We start from the raw sequence: 15,915 nt of genomic DNA, 5'->3' as shown, positions 1-15,915 counted from the left end.
GGGGCGAATGAGGCGGTTATTTTACGCTGACATCGATACCCGGGAAGTACTTATCAGCGAGTTTAGCGATCGTGCCGTCGGCACGTACTTTATCAATTGCGGCATCAAGCTGCTTTTTGGTGGCCTCGTCACCCTTACGCAACCCAAAACCGATCCCGCTGCCGAGGATAGTGTCGTCAGACACCGGCTTGCCGATGAAGCCAAACCCTTTCCCCTGCGGCTTGCTGAGGAAACCTGCCTGCCCGGCCGCGGACATGACCAGCGAGGCGTCGATACGGCCATTCAGCAGATCGCCCCAAGCCATATTCTGATCTTTATAAGACACCACGGTGACACCCTGCTTTTCCCAGTGCTCTTTGGCATAGGTTTCCTGAATGGAGCCCTGCAGCACGCCGATGGTTTTGCCCTTCAGCCCTTCAGGCGTCGCCTCAACTGCCGTACCGGCCTTGCCGACCAGCTGTGACGGAATACGGTAGATTGGCTGGGTAAAATCAATGCTCTTGCGGCGCTGCTCGGTAATGTTCATCGCCGAGTTGATGGCGTCGAATTTCTTCGCCACCAGCCCCGGGATCAGCGCATCAAACGAGGTTTCCACCCAGCTGCACTTCAGCGCTGCCGCTTTGCAGATGGCATTCCCCAGCTCAACGTCAAACCCTTCCAGTTCGCCTGCCGCATTGCGGCTTTCAAACGGCGGATACTCTGCTTCCAGACCGTAACGCAGCTCGGACGCCGCGAAGGAGGAAAAGGTACACAGCAATCCCATGCCGACAACTAGCGCGCGTAATTTCATCTCAAACTCCTTAGCGTGGTTTAACCCGACACAGGGCCTGGGCACCTGCCCGTAACGTCGCCTCATCTTTCGCAAAAGAGAGACGAATCAATTTATTATCCGTACCGTCCGCATAAAACGCCGACAGCGGAATGGTAGCAACACCGTACTCGACGATCAGCCGTTTCACCAGCTCGCTGTCGCGCTCGTCGCTGAACTGGCTGTAGTCCGCCAGCATGAAGAACGATCCGGCGCTCGGCAGCAGCGTAAACGGCGAATCGGCCAGCAGGCTGTGCAGCAGATCGCGCTTGCGCTGGTAAAACGCCGACAGCGCAAGCCAGGTTTGCGGATCGACCATATGCTCAGCAAACGCGTGCTGCATTGGCGTATCGGCAGAAAACATTAAAAATTGATGGACTTTACAAATCTCGTCCATCAGTACCGCCGGGGCAACACAGTAACCCACGCGCCACCCGGTGACGTGATAGGTTTTTCCGAAAGAGGAAATAATCACGCTACGCTCCGCCAGCTGCGGGTGCGTGGCCATCCCGTGGTGCGGTTCACCATCAAAAACGACGTGTTCGTACACTTCGTCAGACAAAATAATGATGTCGGTATTGCGCGTCAGGGCCGCCAGCTGCTGCAGGTCATTGGCGGAGAAAACCTGACCGCTCGGGTTGTGCGGCGTATTGATGATAATCATGCGCGTGCGCGGGGTGATCGCGGCGCGAACCTCATCCCAGTTGACGGCAAAATCCGGCACGGTGAGCTTGATGGCAATCGGCGTTGCCCCCTGCAGACGGACAATCGGCGCGTAGCTGTCAAATGACGGTTCAAAGTAGATCACCTCATCACCCGGGTGCACCAGCCCGCTGATTGCCGAATAGAGCCCTTCGCTGGCGCTGGCGGTCACCAGCACCTCGCTGGCCGGGTCATACCGCGTGCCGTAGAGCGTGGCAATTTTATCGGCAATGCGCTCTTTGAGCGGCTGCAGACCGGTCATCGACGCATACTGGTTATGCCCCGCCTCCATTGCACGGGTGACGCCCGCAATCAGCTTCGGGTCGCAGGAAAAATTCGGTGCGCCCTGAGAAAGGTTAATCGCGTTATGCTGCGCCGAGAGCTGGCCGATAACGGTAAAAATGGTGGTGCCCACATCGGGCAGTTTGGAGCGCGTTTGCACTGGCGTTCGTAAAGTCATCCTCTTTCCCTTCTCATGGACATTGCATAACTATTCAAACAACATCTGTACTGTCGGGACAATCGAATTGTTGTCATAATAGCCATGAGAAAAATGCATAGCTGAGGATTTTCCATGTCGCGCCGTTCGCTCCCGCTTAACGCCATCGACGCATTTTTAGTCACCGCGCGTCACCTGAATCTGACCCATGCCGCCGCAGAACTGTGTCTGACGCAGGGGGCCGTGAGCCGCAAGATTGCCTCCCTTGAGGCGTGGTTTGGCTTTCCGCTTTTTGAACGCCACGCGCGCGGGCTGCGCCTCTCACCGCAGGGCAGCGCTCTGCTTCCGGAGCTGCAGTCCGCTTTCGAGCAGCTGCTGTCCGTGGCCGACCAGGCCCGCAGCCAGCACACCGTGATCCGGCTCAAGGCCCCCACCTGCGCCATGCGCTGGCTGGTGCCGCGCCTGCTGGAGGTGGAGCGCGAGCATCCGGATCTGCAAATTGCGCTGACCACCACCACCGATCACAACGTCAATTTCAAAACCGAATCTTACGACGCGGCCATCGTGTTCGGCACGCACATGAGCGCAGGCGATCTGCTGTTTGAGGAGGCGCTCACCCCGGTGATAAGCCCGGTGCGGGCAGGAGCAGCGCTGGGCTCACTGACGTTCCTGCACCCCACAAGGGATAAGACAGACTGGTCGTTGTGGCTGACGAAACAGGAAGGTCCGGGCTTTGTCATGCACAAAAATCAACACTTCGACACGATGGATCTCGCCATTACGGCCGCCATTCAGGGGCTGGGCGTTGCCATTGCCGACGAAACGCTGGTGGAAGAAGATGTCCGCGCGGGAAGGCTGCTACGGCCCTATGGAACCAGCATAAAAACCGGCGCAAGCTACCGGCTGGTGCTGCGCGAAACGCCAGGCGAAGAAAATGGACTGGCGGCGTTTCGCGCCTGTTTGCTTAATCGAGGCTGACGTGGTGCTTCATCACCCGTTTGAAGAGGCTCATGCGGGCGCGCATAAAACGGTTTTCAAGCCTGAAAGCTGCATGTTTATTCACACCAATGCGTAACAGAACGTCCCGCCCTTTGCGACACGCGGGCCAGTGCGTCGGCCCGGGCAGGCTGTCGCGAAGCCCTGCGTATCGCGCGAAGCTCACCCAGTAATCCGCCACCTGGGCTGCAAACTGCAGATCCCGTTCGTTGACATACTGGCGTGAAGGCTCCACCTGGCCGAGGGTATCGAAGACGTAGGGCACTTCGTTGCCGTGCCAGGCGCCGTTGATATACGTGCCATGTTCCGCCTCGGCGACATAGTCAAACCAGTAACGCCAGCACAATCCACCCACGCGCTGCTGAGCCTGCATCACCACATAGCCCATCGTGGTAAATGCCATGTCGCGGCACACCTGTCTGCCCAACTCTTCATCGCCTTTCACGCCCGGATAGAGCAGCTTAATCAGCCCCAGCCCGAAGCGACGCTCCCGGCGAAGCTTCTGAATTTGTCCCGCGAGATCGATGCCAAACACCGCCATCACGCTGGCTTCATCGCTGTTGGAGCCAATCATCACCGGCACGGGATGCTGACGGGCGGCAAAAAAGACGTCCAGCATGGCTTCCGGCAGAACGCAGTCCCCGACGATGGGCGCCGGGGCGACGTTCAGCGGTGCGGTGAGCGGCCAGAACGCCTCCGGCGGAATGGCGCGCAGCTGCTCAGCAGTCGCCTTCTCCAGGCCAAAATGGGCGGCCAGCGCCTCCCCTTTTTGCAGCGCCTGTTCACGCGGCGTGTCCGGCAAGGTGTATCCGCTTTGCACTATCGCCTTATGGAATAATCCTGCTGCCAGCGGCGAGGCCAGCAGAGAGAGCACGCTGCGCGCGCCGGCGGATTCGCCAAACAGGGTCACATTGTCTGGGTCGCCTCCAAACCCGGCGATGTTCTCCCGCACCCATTCGAGGGCGGCGATTTGATCCAGCAGGGCAAAATTATGCACCACGCGCCCTTCCTCGCCTTCCAGCGCGGGATGGGCGAAAAAGCCGAGATGACCGAGACGGTAGTTGATCGTTACGACAACCACGCCGCGCGTGGCCAGCGCTTTACCGTTATACGGCGGCAGGCCTCCGGCACCAATCGTAAACCCGCCCCCGTGCAGCCAGACCATAACCGGAAGCGCCCCGGTGCGCTCTTTGGGGGACCAGACGTTAAGGTAGAGACAATCTTCGGAAAACTGGCCCGGATCGCCGCCGCCCAGCTCCTGACAATATTCGCTGCTTTGCCAGCTTGAGGGCGAGAAAGCCGTAGCCTCGCGCAGGCCATCCCAGCGTTCAGGCGGTCGAGGAGAGCGCCAGCGCCACTCCCCCACGGGCGGTGCGGCGTAGGGAATACCGTACCAGACGTGGACATTTTCATCGGTTAAACCAGACAGTGCGCCCTGGCGCGTTTCAACCACAGGGGCGGAAGGATTTTGCATAACGACCTTATTTTTTCCATCACACCCCAGCAGAGTAACGATTTCAGAGCAAACCGCAACGCTGTTTGCTGCGGGTTTCAGCCTCCTGATAGAGCGCAAACTCGTCATACACCGGACAGCCCAGCGCGTCTTCAAACGCATCGCGGCTGGCGTTACCGTGGCTGCGGGCCTGGGTTTCGTTCCCGAGATTAGACTGGAAAATCCCCGCAGCGCTGACCGGGAGGAAATCTTCGTAGGTGATCGGCTGGGCAACCACCCATCCGCGCTCAATCAGCGGCTGCGGATCGTCTCCCGGCCGGAACGCGTGGCGATGCGCTTCACCCGCAGGCGTCAGACGGTAGCGGAAATACGCCAGCTCCTGACGGCGCATTAACAGCTCGCTGTCCGGGAAAGCGCCAAAGATCTCCCGCAAATGCAGCTGGTGCGTGAGGTTATCTTTGCCGGTACCGGCCTGGGCGAGAAGGCTATCGTACAGTTCCCGGCCTTTCGGCGTCAGCGCCACGCCGCGCTGCTCAATCTCACCGAAGCGCGCGGTGTGGGTGCCCTTATGTTCCCCGGCAAACAGCACCGGCTCTTCCAGTGCCTTAAAGCTGGTTTGACGCAGTAAGACGGGTACCTCGCGACGCGGCGGGCCTTCAATCAGAATTTTTGGCTCGATACCGTACTTCGGCATCAGCTCCTGCACCCGGTCAATATCCAGCGTGCGCGGCGTGAGGTGATTAATATGGCAGCCCGGGAAGCAGACCACGTCGGCAATCAGGCGATGCTCGTTGCTCAGGGCCAGATAGGTCTCCTGATCGACCGTCGCATGGCGGTGCCAGCGGAAGGTTTCCAACGCTTCCTGTACAAACTCGTGGGCCTGTGCGTCAGTAAAGTGCCCTTCCGACTCGTGGAGGTCGATCAGTTCCAGACAGCGGGGGGTAAAGATGTTCCGGTGAGAGAGGATCTCTGCGGCACGTTCGCGCAGCGCGACGTTTTCAATCAGCTCAAGGCGCAGCAGCGAGGTAAAGATACGAAACGGATTTCGACACAGCGCCGCATCATCGATCGGGCGAAACGCCGTTGAGTGGACCGGTACCCCCGCCTGAGAGAGATCGTAATAGCTGACCGGGTACATCCCCATAATGGCAAACATACGACGCAGGGTTGAAAGTTCCTGTGCCGTGCCGACGCGGATCGCCCCGTGACGCTCAACGTTCAGGCGCGCAAGCTCATCGGCGTTAGCGAGTTGTTCATGTAATAGTGGATTATTTTCCAGAACCGCCAGGTTTACGTCCGCAACCAGTTCGAGCAAGGTGCCGTACTGCGGAACTTCCTGCTGGTACATCGCCGACATAGCCTGCGAAAAGTGTTCCCGAATGTCATCAGCCGTGATGGTGTTCGCCATGATGTCATGCCTCCAGTGAATATTACCTGGAGTGTAGAGAAACCCGTTCCTTCCGGGGGGAAGAATTTCTGATTTGTGATCTTAAGACGACAGTGGTCAAACCGTGTGCTACTGGCCCCCGAACGGAACCGCCCTTTAGACCTGAACGCTTTTATCCAGGATTTTCCTTATAATTATTTAGGGTTCCGCTTTCTAGCTATAAAGGAGTATTTTTTCTTTTTCTCCTGACTGCAAATTAATCAATTTGAGCACGCCATTATTTTTATCCTCACCTTTCAAATTTTTAGCTCGAAGTTAGGATTAATCCGAATGGTTGTTTACAAGTCCTTCCTGCCTATCCATATTTCCATTTTAAGCGAAGCGCAAATTTACAAATACTTAAAAATAACGCAACCGCAAATAGCAAAACGCATTTGACGGATGACGCACAGCGACTAGAGTTATTACTCGAACGACGAGTGATACGGAAATATTTTCGTATCGTACTGACATAACCAATATATGACTATGAGGTTTAATATGGCAGAGCATCGTGGTGGTTCCGGTAATTTCGCTGAAGACCGTGAAAAAGCATCAGAAGCTGGACGTAAAGGTGGCCAGCACAGCGGTGGTAATTTTAAAAACGATCCGCAACGCGCATCTGAAGCGGGTAAGAAAGGGGGACAGAACAGTCACGGCGGAGGCCGTAAGTCTGATAACTCCTGATCTTATTTAGTACTCTTTTAATAAAACCAGAGAGCATGCTGCGGGCTGAAAAGCTCGCAGTACCCTTTCTTTATTTTACCGGAGCGTAATTATTATGAATATGAAAAGTGTTGAGGATGTATTTATTCATCTTCTGTCGGATACCTACAGCGCAGAAAAGCAGCTTACCCGCGCGCTGAGCAAGCTCGCCCGCGCCGCATCCAGCGAGAAGCTGAGCGCCGCCTTTACCGCACACCTGGAAGAGACGCAGGGCCAGATCGAACGTATTGACCAGATCGTCGAGCAGGAAGACGGTATTAAGATCAAACGCATGAAGTGCGTGGCGATGGAAGGCTTAATTGAAGAAGCCAACGAAGTTATCGAGAGCACGGAAAAAAATGAGGTGCGTGATGCCGCATTAATTGCCGCGGCACAAAAAGTTGAGCATTACGAAATAGCCAGCTACGGTACCCTTGCCACATTAGCAGAACAACTGGGCTATAAAAAAGCCGTTAAACTTCTTGCCGAAACCCTGGAAGAAGAAAAAGAGACCGACCTTAAACTCACCGACCTGGCCGTTGGAAATATTAACCAAAAAGCGCAGAAATGACGCAATAATACAGGTTAAATAAAATGAGCATCAGTCCCAGGACAATTAAACGGTGCCATTTAACGGCAGCCATAATATGGTTCATTCTCGCCATCCCTTCCGTAATATGGTGGAAGAACAGCGTGCTGTGGGTCATTATCATCAGTATTTACGCCAATATTGTCGGCCATTTATCTGGCTACAGTGCCGCGCGTGCCGATCAGGCTGCTGAAAGTGAGACCAAATAAGCGAACCCTAATGAGGATACAATGATGAATCACGTAGAACACTACCATGACTGGCTACGCGATGCCCATGCGATGGAAAAGCAAGCCGAATCTATGCTGGAATCCATGGCCAGCCGTATCGATAATTATCCTGATGTTCGCGCCAGAATTGAACAGCATATTAATGAGACAAAACGGCAAATCACATTGCTGGAGGAAATCCTCGACCGTAATGATATTTCTCGTTCGGTCTTAAAAGATTCGATGAGCAAAATGGCGGCGCTGGGGCAATCCATCGGCGGCATGTTCCCTTCAGACGAAATCGTGAAGGGCTCGATCAGCGGATATGTTTTCGAACAGTTTGAAATCGCCTGCTATACCTCCCTGCTGGCAGCGGCCAAAAAAGCCGGGGACACCGCTTCGATACCCGCTATTGAGACGATCCTCGCAGAAGAGCGCGAAATGGCCGACTGGCTGATTCGCCATATCCCGCAAACGACGGAACAGTTCCTGCTGCGCTCAGACGCATCGGGTGTCGAAGCGAAAAAATAATCCACAGGAGAGTGCCTATGTTTCGACACGTCAAACAGCTGCAATACACGGTTCGCGTCGCCGAACCCAACCCCGGCCTTGCCAACCTTTTACTGGAACAGTTTGGCGGACCGCAGGGTGAACTGGCCGCCGCCTGCCGCTACTTTACGCAAGGGTTGAGCGATGACGATCCGGGCCGCAAGGATATGCTGATGGATATCGCGACCGAGGAGTTAAGCCACCTCGAAATCATCGGTACCCTGGTCGGCATGCTGAATAAAGGTGCCAAAGGCGCGCTGGCGGAAGGGGTCGAAAATGAGGCCGAGCTGTATCGCTCCATGACCGAAAACGGGAATGACAGCCACATCACCTCCCTGCTCTACGGCGGCGGTACCCCGCTCACTAACTCTGCGGGCGTACCCTGGACCGCGGCCTACGTCGATACCATCGGGGAGCCGACGGCGGACCTGCGCTCAAACGTGGCGGCCGAGGCCAGAGCGAAAATCATCTATGAACGGCTGATCAACGTGACCGACGATCCCGGCGTAAAGGACGCGCTGGCGTTTCTGATGACGCGTGAGGCGGCGCATCAGCTCTCCTTTGAGAAGGCTCTGCAGTCCATCCGTAATAATTTCCCACCGGGGAAACTGCCGCCAATCGAGGAATTCACCAACAAGTACTACAATATGTCTGAAGGTGGAGAGGTTCGCGGAAGCTGGAACAGCGATAAACACTTCGATTACGTTGAGTCCCCCCAGCCTGCGGTGGATGGCGGCGATGGCAGTGCCAGCGTCACGCTCACAACCGAGCAGGCAACCCTGGTCAAGGCGATGTCTGCCCGCACGAAATCCGATCCACATTCCGACCCGCTGACCGGTGCCGAGCTGGGTGCCGGTAAGACTAAACCGTAATCGGTTTGCCGGGCAGCCCTGAACTGCCCGGCAATTCGCGTGCCCCATCGTCTCAGAGGTACGGACCATGTTCGAACTCGATGCATTTCATCTGGCCAGAATTCAGTTCGCTTTTACCGTCTCGTTCCACATCCTGTTTCCCGCGATCACCATCGGTCTCGCCAGCTATCTGGTGGTGCTGGAGGGCATGTGGCTGCGCACCAAAAACGACGTCTGGCGTTCGCTATACCATTTCTGGCTTAAGATATTTGCCGTTAACTTCGGCATGGGCGTCGTTTCCGGGCTGGTGATGGCGTACCAGTTTGGCACCAACTGGAGCGGGTTCTCCCAGTTCGCGGGCAGTATTACCGGCCCACTCCTGACCTATGAGGTCTTAACCGCCTTCTTCCTGGAGGCCGGTTTCCTTGGCGTCATGATGTTCGGCTGGAATAAGGTCGGTCCCGGCCTGCACTTCTTTTCAACCTGCATGGTAGCGCTCGGCACGCTGATGTCGACCTTCTGGATCCTCGCCTCCAACAGCTGGATGCACACGCCGCAGGGTTTCACTATCGAAAACGGGCAGGTGATCCCGCAGGACTGGCTGGCCATCATCTTTAACCCCTCCTTCCCTTACCGCCTTATCCATATGGCTATCGCCGCGTTTCTCAGCAGCGCGCTGTTTGTCGGGGCATCGGGGGCATGGCATTTGCTGCGCGGTAACGATACGCCTGCCGTCCGCACCATGTTTTCCATGGCGATGTGGATGGCGCTGCTGGTCGCGCCCATTCAGGCGGTGGTGGGCGATATGCACGGCCTGAACACGCTTGAGCATCAGCCGGCAAAAATTGCCGCCATTGAGGGACACTGGGAAAATCCGCCCGGTGAGGCCACCCCGCTGCTGCTGTTTGGCCTGCCGGATATGGAGGAGGAGCGTACCAAATACGGACTGGAGATCCCCGCGCTCGGCAGCCTTATCCTGACGCACAGCCTGGACAAGCAGGTCCCCGCGCTGAAAGACTTTCCGAAAGAGGATCGCCCAAACTCGACCATCGTTTTCTGGTCGTTCCGCGTGATGGTCGGGATGGGGCTGCTGATGATAACTCTCGGCCTGTTTAGCGTCTGGCTACGCTATCGTCATCGGCTTTACCATTCGCGCCCGTTCCACTGGTTTGCCCTCTGCATGGGGCCTGCCGGGCTGCTGGCGCTGCTCGCCGGCTGGGTGACCACCGAAGTGGGCCGACAGCCGTGGGTGGTCTATGGTTATCTGCGCACCATCGACGCGGTATCGCTGCACAGCACCCTACAGATGAGCATCAGCCTGCTGGCGTTCTTCGTTGTCTATTCTTCCGTGTTTGGCGTGGGCTATGTTTACCTCATCAGGCTGATTAAGAAAGGACCTCAGCCCGTCGATACGCTGACGTCAAACACCTCGGGCACGCCTGCCCGTCCGCTGTCTGCCGCTGAGTCTGTTCCGGAAGAGGAGAGAATCTGATGGGCGTCGATATCTCTGTTATCTGGTTTGCCATCATCGTCTTTGCCACGCTGATGTACATCATCATGGATGGCTTTGATTTGGGCATCGGTCTGCTGTTTAACTTTGTGGGCGATGCGAAAGAGCGCGATGTGATGGTCAACAGCGTGGCGCCCGTTTGGGACGGCAACGAGACCTGGCTGGTACTCGGCGGCGCGGGGCTGTTCGGCGCGTTTCCGCTGGCTTATGCGGTCATTATTGATGCGCTGACGATCCCCCTCACCGCGATGCTGATCGGTCTCATCTTTCGCGGCGTCGCCTTCGAGTTCCGCTTCAAAGCCACGCCGTCGCACCGCAAATTCTGGGACTACTCCTTTGCCGGCGGCTCCCTGCTTGCCACCTTCAGCCAGGGCGTGGTGGTGGGGGCCGTGATCAACGGCTTTGACGTGGAGGGCCGACGTTTTGTCGGCTCTGCGCTGGACTGGCTCACCCCCTTCAACCTCTTCTGCGGCATCGGACTGGTCGTCGCCTACACGCTGCTGGGCACCACCTGGCTCATTATGAAAAGCGAAGGCGCGCTGCAGGTCCGCATGCGCGAGCTAACCCGCCACGTGCTGCTGGCCCTGATGGTGATTATCGCGGTAGTCAGCATCTGGACGCCGCTCGGCTGGCAGTACGTGGCCGACCGCTGGTTTACCTTGCCCAACTTCTTCTGGTTCCTGCCTGTTCCTCTGCTGGTCGGGCTTTTCAGCGTGCTGATCTGGCGCCTGACCCGCAATCCGGACAGCCACTCTCGCCCTTTCCTGCTGACGCTGGGGCTTATTTTCCTCGGGTTTAGCGGGCTGGGCATCAGCCTCTGGCCGAACATTATTCCGCCGAGCATCACCCTGTGGGAAGCCGCAGCCCCGCCTGCCAGCCAGCTGTTTATGCTGGTAGGAACATTACTGATTATTCCGGTGATCCTGGTGTACACCGCCTGGAGCTACTACGTCTTTCGGGGAAAAGTTTCGGATACTGAAGGCTATCACTGAGGAACGCTATGACGGACTGGCATACACGAGCCATTATTTATCAGATTGATACCGCGCTATTTTATGATTTGAACGGCGATGGCTGCGGGGACATCGCCGGGATCGCGGCCAAGCTGCGCTACATTCGCCGGATGGGGGCGACGGTCATCTGGATCACCCCGTTTTACCTGACCCCTTTTCTCGATGAAGGCTATGACGTCAGCGACCATCTTCAGGTGGACCCCCGCTTCGGAAAGCTGGCCGATATCATCGCCTTTATCGAACAGGCCCGCGAGCTGGGCATGCAGGTGATTATCGAGCTGCTGATCCAGCACACGTCGGACGCACATCCCTGGTTCCAGCAGGCGCGCCGCAACCCGGCGTCACCCTATCGTGATTATTACCTCTGGTCGGATAACGACGAGGACAATACGCCCCCCATGTTCCCCGGCGTGGAGAAGAGCATCTGGAGCTGGGACGACGAGGCGGGACAATACTACCGGCACATGTTTTATCGCCACGAGCCGGATCTGAACCTCACCTCGCCCGCGGTACTGAAAGAGATTGAGAATATCATCCTCTTCTGGCTCAAGCTGGGCGTGTCGGGATTTCGCCTCGATGCCGCCTCCCACCTGACCACGCAGGCGGGAAACGGTGATGAAAAAAAGGGCCTGTGGATCCTCGAGCATATGCGCCGTCTTATCGAACAGCGGAATCCGGACGCGATCCTGCTGGGTGAGGTGGACGTCGAGGTAGAGGCCTATCAGGACTACTTTGGCAATAATGACCGCCTGAATCTGGTGCTGAATTTCTGGCTCAACAAGTATTTCTACGTCAGCCTGGCCCGCAAAAGCGCCCGCCCGCTGCGCAATGCTGTGAAGAAGATGATCGTACCGCCTGATGCCTGCTGTTTTGCCAACTGGCTGCGCAATCACGACGAGCTGGATCTTGAAGGTATCAGCCAGAAAGACAAACAGTTTGTCCTCGATACCTTCGCCCCTGATGAGGAGATGAACGTCTATCAGCGCGGGATCCGCCGCCGCCTGGCGCCGATGCTTAATGGCGATCGGAAGCGGCTGGCGTTCTGTCACGCGGTGCTGTTTTCCCTGCCGGGTGTCCCGGTGATGCGCTACGGCGACGAGATAGGTATGGGTGACGACCTGGAGCTGGAGGAGCGCTACGCCGTTCGCACCCCGATGCAGTGGGCGGGGTCACAAGGGGGCGGTTTCTCCGCGGCCGACCCTGAAAAATTTATCGCCCCGATTATCGACCATGGCCCTTACCGCTATCAGAAAGTCAACGTCGCCGATTCACTGCTTCACCACAACTCGCTCCTGCACCGGATAATCGATATTGCCAATACCCGCTCGGAGTTCCCCGAAATTGCCGTTGCGCCTTTTCGACTTATCACAATCGATGATGACGCGGTGCTGGGGATCTATTACGAGACCGACGAGCGCAGCATCCTGACCTTCGTCAACTTTAGCGACCAGCCGGTGCAGTTCACCGCAAAAGGGATCCGCAACGCCACCTGGACCGCCTGTCTCGAGGACAAGCGCTACGATGACGCGCTGATTTGCGGCAAAACCGTTGAGCTCAGCCTTGGCGGCTACGGCTATCGCTGGTTCTGGACGCACCGTAGCGCGCTACGCTGATTACGGTTTCCGGCGGGTTATCAGACGCGTCAGCACTATCCCTGCCACCGCGAGGGCGCCCAGCACCACTTTACCCGGCATGCCGGAGGTAACGGACGACGCGCGGGTTTTCGCCTCGTCAGTAAAGCGGCCATGGATTTTATGCAGATCGTTAACCGGCTGGTCGAGGTAGTCCCAGCGCTCCGGCGCGTTCAGATCGTCGGTCATCTGGCCTTCCCAGGCTTTCCTGACCATCAGCCGGTCCAGAAAACCCGGGAAGAGAAACTGCCCGACAATCGACTGGATGGTGCTGCTGCCTACCCACAGCTCGCGAACCGGTTTTTGCGCCACCCTGAAGATAGCGCTGGCGGCCACCTCAGGCTCAAAGACCGGCGGCACCGGCCGCATCGCCCAGGCGAACTTATTCCTCGCCCATTCGAACTGCGGGGTATTGAGCCCCGGCATCTGCACCATCGAAAGCTGAACCCGGCTGTTCTCATGCATCAGTTCCGTACGCACCGCATCGGTAAACCCGCGGATCGCCGCTTTGGCACCACAATAGGCTGACTGCAATGGAATGGAACGGTAGGCCAGCGCGGACCCCACCTGGATAATCACGCCCCTGTCGCGCGGAATCATCAGTTCGAGAGCGGCGCGGGTGCCGTTCACGTAGCCGAGGTACGTCACCTCAGTCACGCGACGAAACTCGTCCGGCGTAAGGGTGCGAAACGGTGCCAGCACGGCCCCCATGGCGTTGTTCACCCAGACATCAATTGCGCCGAGGCGATACTCAATTTCGTTAGCCGCATCCACCATCGCCTGACTGTCGGCGACGTCAGCCTGCACGGCGTGCGCATTCACGCCGAAGCGGCGCAACTCTTCCTGGGTGGAGTGCAGGCTTGCCTCATCGCGGGCGATGAGCCCGACATCGTAACCTGCCTTTGCAAAGTGCAGCGCCGTGGCTTTTCCTACACCCGCCGTCCCACCGGTAATCACTATGACCGCCATAGAACCTCCACGTGAAATCAACCGTTATGCCCGTCCGACAATGCTGCCAGCAGCTCGGCCAGCGAGAAATGCACCGCTTTTTCCACCACGTCCTGACAGTCACCGGAGAAAAGCACGGTGCGAGTCTTCGTCTCGCCGCGGATGTTCCACGCAAAACAGACCGTCCCCGCCGCCGTGCCGTCGTCGCCCCCTTCCGGGCCTGCGTAGCCGCTGATGGCGATGCTGATATCCGCCTGGGCGATGTCGCGAATACTGGCAGCCATCTCGGTCACCGTCTGTTCACTGACGGCGGTATAGCGCGCGAGCGTTTCAGGGCGCACGCCGAGGATCCGCGTCTTGGCTTCATCGCTGAACACGACCAGGCCGACGTCATAAAATTCGGCGGTGTTTTCCTCTGCGCAAAGCGCCACCGAGAGCTTGCCGCCCGTGCAGGATTCCGCTGTGGTTAAGCGAAGTCCGAGATCGGTTAATTTGCTTGCCAGCTTTTTTGTTAGTTCACCCACGGTATAATTGTTGTCGTGAAAAAGATTGCTCATCTTTCCGCCTCTTATTTCTCGAAAGGAATGATCGAAATATGTCCATTGCGTTCAAGTATGGCATATTTAATATCACTTATTTCTGTAATGCCATTATTTTGCCGGGCTGACACCAGAATATCATCGCAGGAGACATCCACTTTTTTCAGTTTGTCGGCTAACGGCACGCCTTTCTCAACCAGAATCACGGGAGTGCCATCCAGAATATTCTCAACCGGGGAAAAATATTTCTTCATCAGTCCGAATATAATATCTACCACCACCAGCGTGGTAATGGTAATCATCGCGCCGGTGACGGAGAAATCTTGTCCGAGAAGCGCCTGCTGAGTAGCTTCACTAATTATCAGGAGCAGAATGAGATCAAAGCTGGTCATCTGCAACAGCGCGCGACGTCCGGCCACTTTAAATACCACCATGAGGAACAGATAAATCGCCAGCGCGCGAAAGACCATATCCATATCAGCCTCCTACGGGTAAATGAATTGCCAGATGTTAATCTCCGGCTCGCTGTTGACGCGGATGACTGTGTTCCATTTACCGGCTCTGGAAAGTGTCGTGAAGAGTAACACAGTGAAGCTGTCTGACTTTTTCAGATTGTTATAGACAAAATAGAGGGTCTTCCCTCGGCTGAACATGCTGTCAGGCTGCGGCCAGACGCTGCCAGGCTCGTAAACCTCGCTGCTCTCGCTGGTCATGCTGAGGACATACTTTCCCTCTGTCTGCACCGGGAACGCCAGCTCCATTCGCGTCTCTGTCTCCCGCCGTCCAAAGCGTTCATAGTTTATGGTCAGTGATTTAGCGGAATTCATTTTGACCGTGTCGCTGACCATTCCGCTGGAAAACAGACCGGCAATCGCCGCGACGATAATAGCCAACAGAACAATAAAACCGACCTGACGAAACGCGTATTCAAACGTCAGCAAACGATAACGTTCATCTATCCCGGGTAACTTTTCATTTTCACGCTTCATGGTCATCGTCACCGTTTCGCTTATTATCCGATAAGTTTGATTTTTCACGCGAATGTTTTTAGGACTTATCACATTTGCCACATAAAGGAATAGCAACAATACTTAATAAGTCAAGACACCCAAAATGAAGGATATCGGATGAAATTATCACTTATTTCCGCTTTATTGATATTTCTGGTTCCAACCGCATGGGCTGATAATAACGGCGGGTTACAAAAAGGTGAAGCCCCGCCGCCACCGCACGCGCTTGATAGCGGATATCGCGGAACCGACGATGCGCGTATTATGACCATCGATCAGGCAAAACAAATGCACGACGGTGCGACAATTTCATTACGCGGTAATCTTATTGATGGTAGCGGCGATAAGTTTGTATTTCAGGATAAAACCGGAAAAATCGACGTTATTATTCCCCAGGCAGTTTTCGACGGCAGAACGGTAAAACCCGACCAGATGATCAGTATCAACGGTTCGCTTGATAAAAAATCATCTCCTGCCGTCGTCCGTGTTGATCGTTTGCAGAAATAATTCAGCGAAGCGTTAACGCTGCAGTTATCC

General features: G+C 56.3%; 18 protein-coding genes. 10 read left to right on the top strand and 8 right to left on the bottom strand.

Annotated elements, in window-relative coordinates; translation table 11 throughout:
* Window positions 1-16: 16 nt before the first annotated feature.
* Both ACMGG5_RS17545 and ACMGG5_RS17540 read right to left on the bottom strand, forming a co-directional pair.
* The gene (locus ACMGG5_RS17545; protein ID WP_021242531.1) at window positions 17-790 is read right to left on the bottom strand and encodes a transporter substrate-binding domain-containing protein; all 774 of its coding nucleotides are present in this window, start codon (window positions 788-790) and stop codon (window positions 17-19) included.
* Window positions 791-800: 10 nt separating this feature from the next.
* A complete protein-coding gene (locus tag ACMGG5_RS17540) occupies window positions 801-1,970 on the bottom strand; it encodes a pyridoxal phosphate-dependent aminotransferase (protein WP_420278261.1) in 1,170 nt (389 codons plus the stop codon).
* A gap of 114 nt (window positions 1,971-2,084) precedes the next feature.
* Here ACMGG5_RS17540 and ACMGG5_RS17535 point away from each other — a divergent pair, with 114 nt between their 5' ends.
* Window positions 2,085-2,927, top strand: a complete 843-nt coding sequence (locus ACMGG5_RS17535; protein WP_048991120.1) for a LysR family transcriptional regulator — start codon at window positions 2,085-2,087, stop codon at window positions 2,925-2,927.
* Here ACMGG5_RS17535 and ACMGG5_RS17530 read toward each other — a convergent pair.
* Entirely contained in the window at window positions 2,914-4,419 is a 1,506-nt protein-coding gene (locus ACMGG5_RS17530; protein ID WP_420278260.1) for a carboxylesterase/lipase family protein, read from the bottom strand. The two genes, ACMGG5_RS17535 and ACMGG5_RS17530, sit on opposite strands and share 14 nt — an antisense overlap.
* A gap of 43 nt (window positions 4,420-4,462) precedes the next feature.
* Complete coding sequence (locus ACMGG5_RS17525; protein WP_032647139.1) at window positions 4,463-5,806, bottom strand: VOC family protein; 1,344 nt, start codon at window positions 5,804-5,806, stop codon at window positions 4,463-4,465.
* A gap of 519 nt (window positions 5,807-6,325) precedes the next feature.
* Between ACMGG5_RS17525 and ACMGG5_RS17520 the strand changes: the two genes are divergently transcribed.
* The 8 genes from ACMGG5_RS17520 to ACMGG5_RS17485 all read left to right on the top strand — a co-directional run bounded on the left by ACMGG5_RS17520 (window position 6,326) and on the right by ACMGG5_RS17485 (window position 12,863).
* Window positions 6,326-6,511: a general stress protein gene (locus ACMGG5_RS17520; RefSeq protein ID WP_004150795.1), complete on the top strand. Its 186-nt coding sequence runs from the start codon at window positions 6,326-6,328 to the stop codon at window positions 6,509-6,511.
* Between the two features lie 94 nt (window positions 6,512-6,605).
* Window positions 6,606-7,100 carry a ferritin-like domain-containing protein gene (locus tag ACMGG5_RS17515; protein ID WP_023311678.1) on the top strand — a complete coding sequence of 165 codons (495 nt, stop codon included), beginning with the start codon at window positions 6,606-6,608 and terminating at the stop codon, window positions 7,098-7,100.
* Between the two features lie 23 nt (window positions 7,101-7,123).
* On the top strand, window positions 7,124-7,327 hold the full coding sequence (locus ACMGG5_RS17510; protein WP_013096662.1) for a hypothetical protein: 204 nt from the start codon (window positions 7,124-7,126) through the stop codon (window positions 7,325-7,327).
* Window positions 7,328-7,351: 24 nt separating this feature from the next.
* On the top strand, window positions 7,352-7,858 hold the full coding sequence (locus ACMGG5_RS17505; protein ID WP_014883791.1) for a ferritin-like domain-containing protein: 507 nt from the start codon (window positions 7,352-7,354) through the stop codon (window positions 7,856-7,858).
* A 17-nt stretch (window positions 7,859-7,875) separates the two neighbouring features.
* The gene (locus ACMGG5_RS17500) at window positions 7,876-8,748 is read left to right on the top strand and encodes a manganese catalase family protein (RefSeq protein ID WP_008502274.1); all 873 of its coding nucleotides are present in this window, start codon (window positions 7,876-7,878) and stop codon (window positions 8,746-8,748) included.
* Window positions 8,749-8,815: 67 nt separating this feature from the next.
* Entirely contained in the window at window positions 8,816-10,219 is a 1,404-nt protein-coding gene (locus ACMGG5_RS17495; RefSeq protein ID WP_048991115.1) for a cytochrome ubiquinol oxidase subunit I, read from the top strand.
* Window positions 10,219-11,229, top strand: coding sequence for a cytochrome d ubiquinol oxidase subunit II (cydB, locus tag ACMGG5_RS17490; protein WP_157189159.1), 1,011 nt, complete (start codon window positions 10,219-10,221; stop codon window positions 11,227-11,229). Before ACMGG5_RS17495 ends, cydB begins: the two co-directional genes overlap by 1 nt.
* Before the next feature lie 8 nt (window positions 11,230-11,237).
* Window positions 11,238-12,863, top strand: a complete 1,626-nt coding sequence (locus ACMGG5_RS17485) for an alpha-amylase family protein (RefSeq protein WP_420278259.1) — start codon at window positions 11,238-11,240, stop codon at window positions 12,861-12,863.
* On the opposite strand, the gene ACMGG5_RS17480 is transcribed toward ACMGG5_RS17485, so the two are convergent.
* Genes ACMGG5_RS17480 through ACMGG5_RS17465 form a run of 4 tightly spaced genes read right to left on the bottom strand, consistent with a single transcriptional unit; the run spans window position 12,864 to window position 15,357 of the window.
* Window positions 12,864-13,850, bottom strand: a complete 987-nt coding sequence (locus ACMGG5_RS17480; protein ID WP_420278258.1) for an SDR family oxidoreductase — start codon at window positions 13,848-13,850, stop codon at window positions 12,864-12,866.
* 17 nt (window positions 13,851-13,867) lie between these two features.
* Window positions 13,868-14,386, bottom strand: a complete 519-nt coding sequence (locus ACMGG5_RS17475; RefSeq protein ID WP_032647124.1) for a 2-oxo-tetronate isomerase — start codon at window positions 14,384-14,386, stop codon at window positions 13,868-13,870.
* 11 nt (window positions 14,387-14,397) lie between these two features.
* Window positions 14,398-14,844 (bottom strand): DUF421 domain-containing protein, encoded by a 447-nt coding sequence (locus ACMGG5_RS17470; RefSeq protein WP_248272052.1) that lies wholly within the window; start codon window positions 14,842-14,844, stop codon window positions 14,398-14,400.
* 9 nt (window positions 14,845-14,853) lie between these two features.
* The gene (locus ACMGG5_RS17465; protein ID WP_420278257.1) at window positions 14,854-15,357 is read right to left on the bottom strand and encodes a hypothetical protein; all 504 of its coding nucleotides are present in this window, start codon (window positions 15,355-15,357) and stop codon (window positions 14,854-14,856) included.
* 138 nt (window positions 15,358-15,495) lie between these two features.
* On the opposite strand from ACMGG5_RS17465, the gene ACMGG5_RS17460 reads away from it, so the two are divergent.
* Complete coding sequence (locus ACMGG5_RS17460; protein WP_024908408.1) at window positions 15,496-15,885, top strand: YdeI family stress tolerance OB fold protein; 390 nt, start codon at window positions 15,496-15,498, stop codon at window positions 15,883-15,885.
* Window positions 15,886-15,915: the final 30 nt, after the last annotated feature.

This window comes from Enterobacter sp. BNK-34, assembly GCF_048684445.1.
Lineage (GTDB): Bacteria > Pseudomonadota > Gammaproteobacteria > Enterobacterales > Enterobacteriaceae > Enterobacter > Enterobacter pseudoroggenkampii.
This window is presented reverse-complemented; position numbering and strand designations above follow the sequence as displayed.

Coding starts and splice junctions, on each gene's coding strand:
- ACMGG5_RS17545 (WP_021242531.1), bottom strand. CDS start 790: ATGAAATTACGCGCGCTAGTTGTCGGCATGGGATTGCTGTGTACCTTT.
- ACMGG5_RS17540 (WP_420278261.1), bottom strand. CDS start 1,970: ATGACTTTACGAACGCCAGTGCAAACGCGCTCCAAACTGCCCGATGTG.
- ACMGG5_RS17535 (WP_048991120.1), top strand. CDS start 2,085: ATGTCGCGCCGTTCGCTCCCGCTTAACGCCATCGACGCATTTTTAGTC.
- ACMGG5_RS17530 (WP_420278260.1), bottom strand. CDS start 4,419: ATGCAAAATCCTTCCGCCCCTGTGGTTGAAACGCGCCAGGGCGCACTG.
- ACMGG5_RS17525 (WP_032647139.1), bottom strand. CDS start 5,806: ATGGCGAACACCATCACGGCTGATGACATTCGGGAACACTTTTCGCAG.
- ACMGG5_RS17520 (WP_004150795.1), top strand. CDS start 6,326: ATGGCAGAGCATCGTGGTGGTTCCGGTAATTTCGCTGAAGACCGTGAA.
- ACMGG5_RS17515 (WP_023311678.1), top strand. CDS start 6,606: ATGAATATGAAAAGTGTTGAGGATGTATTTATTCATCTTCTGTCGGAT.
- ACMGG5_RS17510 (WP_013096662.1), top strand. CDS start 7,124: ATGAGCATCAGTCCCAGGACAATTAAACGGTGCCATTTAACGGCAGCC.
- ACMGG5_RS17505 (WP_014883791.1), top strand. CDS start 7,352: ATGAATCACGTAGAACACTACCATGACTGGCTACGCGATGCCCATGCG.
- ACMGG5_RS17500 (WP_008502274.1), top strand. CDS start 7,876: ATGTTTCGACACGTCAAACAGCTGCAATACACGGTTCGCGTCGCCGAA.
- ACMGG5_RS17495 (WP_048991115.1), top strand. CDS start 8,816: ATGTTCGAACTCGATGCATTTCATCTGGCCAGAATTCAGTTCGCTTTT.
- cydB (WP_157189159.1), top strand. CDS start 10,219: ATGGGCGTCGATATCTCTGTTATCTGGTTTGCCATCATCGTCTTTGCC.
- ACMGG5_RS17485 (WP_420278259.1), top strand. CDS start 11,238: ATGACGGACTGGCATACACGAGCCATTATTTATCAGATTGATACCGCG.
- ACMGG5_RS17480 (WP_420278258.1), bottom strand. CDS start 13,850: ATGGCGGTCATAGTGATTACCGGTGGGACGGCGGGTGTAGGAAAAGCC.
- ACMGG5_RS17475 (WP_032647124.1), bottom strand. CDS start 14,386: ATGAGCAATCTTTTTCACGACAACAATTATACCGTGGGTGAACTAACA.
- ACMGG5_RS17470 (WP_248272052.1), bottom strand. CDS start 14,844: ATGGATATGGTCTTTCGCGCGCTGGCGATTTATCTGTTCCTCATGGTG.
- ACMGG5_RS17465 (WP_420278257.1), bottom strand. CDS start 15,357: ATGAAGCGTGAAAATGAAAAGTTACCCGGGATAGATGAACGTTATCGT.
- ACMGG5_RS17460 (WP_024908408.1), top strand. CDS start 15,496: ATGAAATTATCACTTATTTCCGCTTTATTGATATTTCTGGTTCCAACC.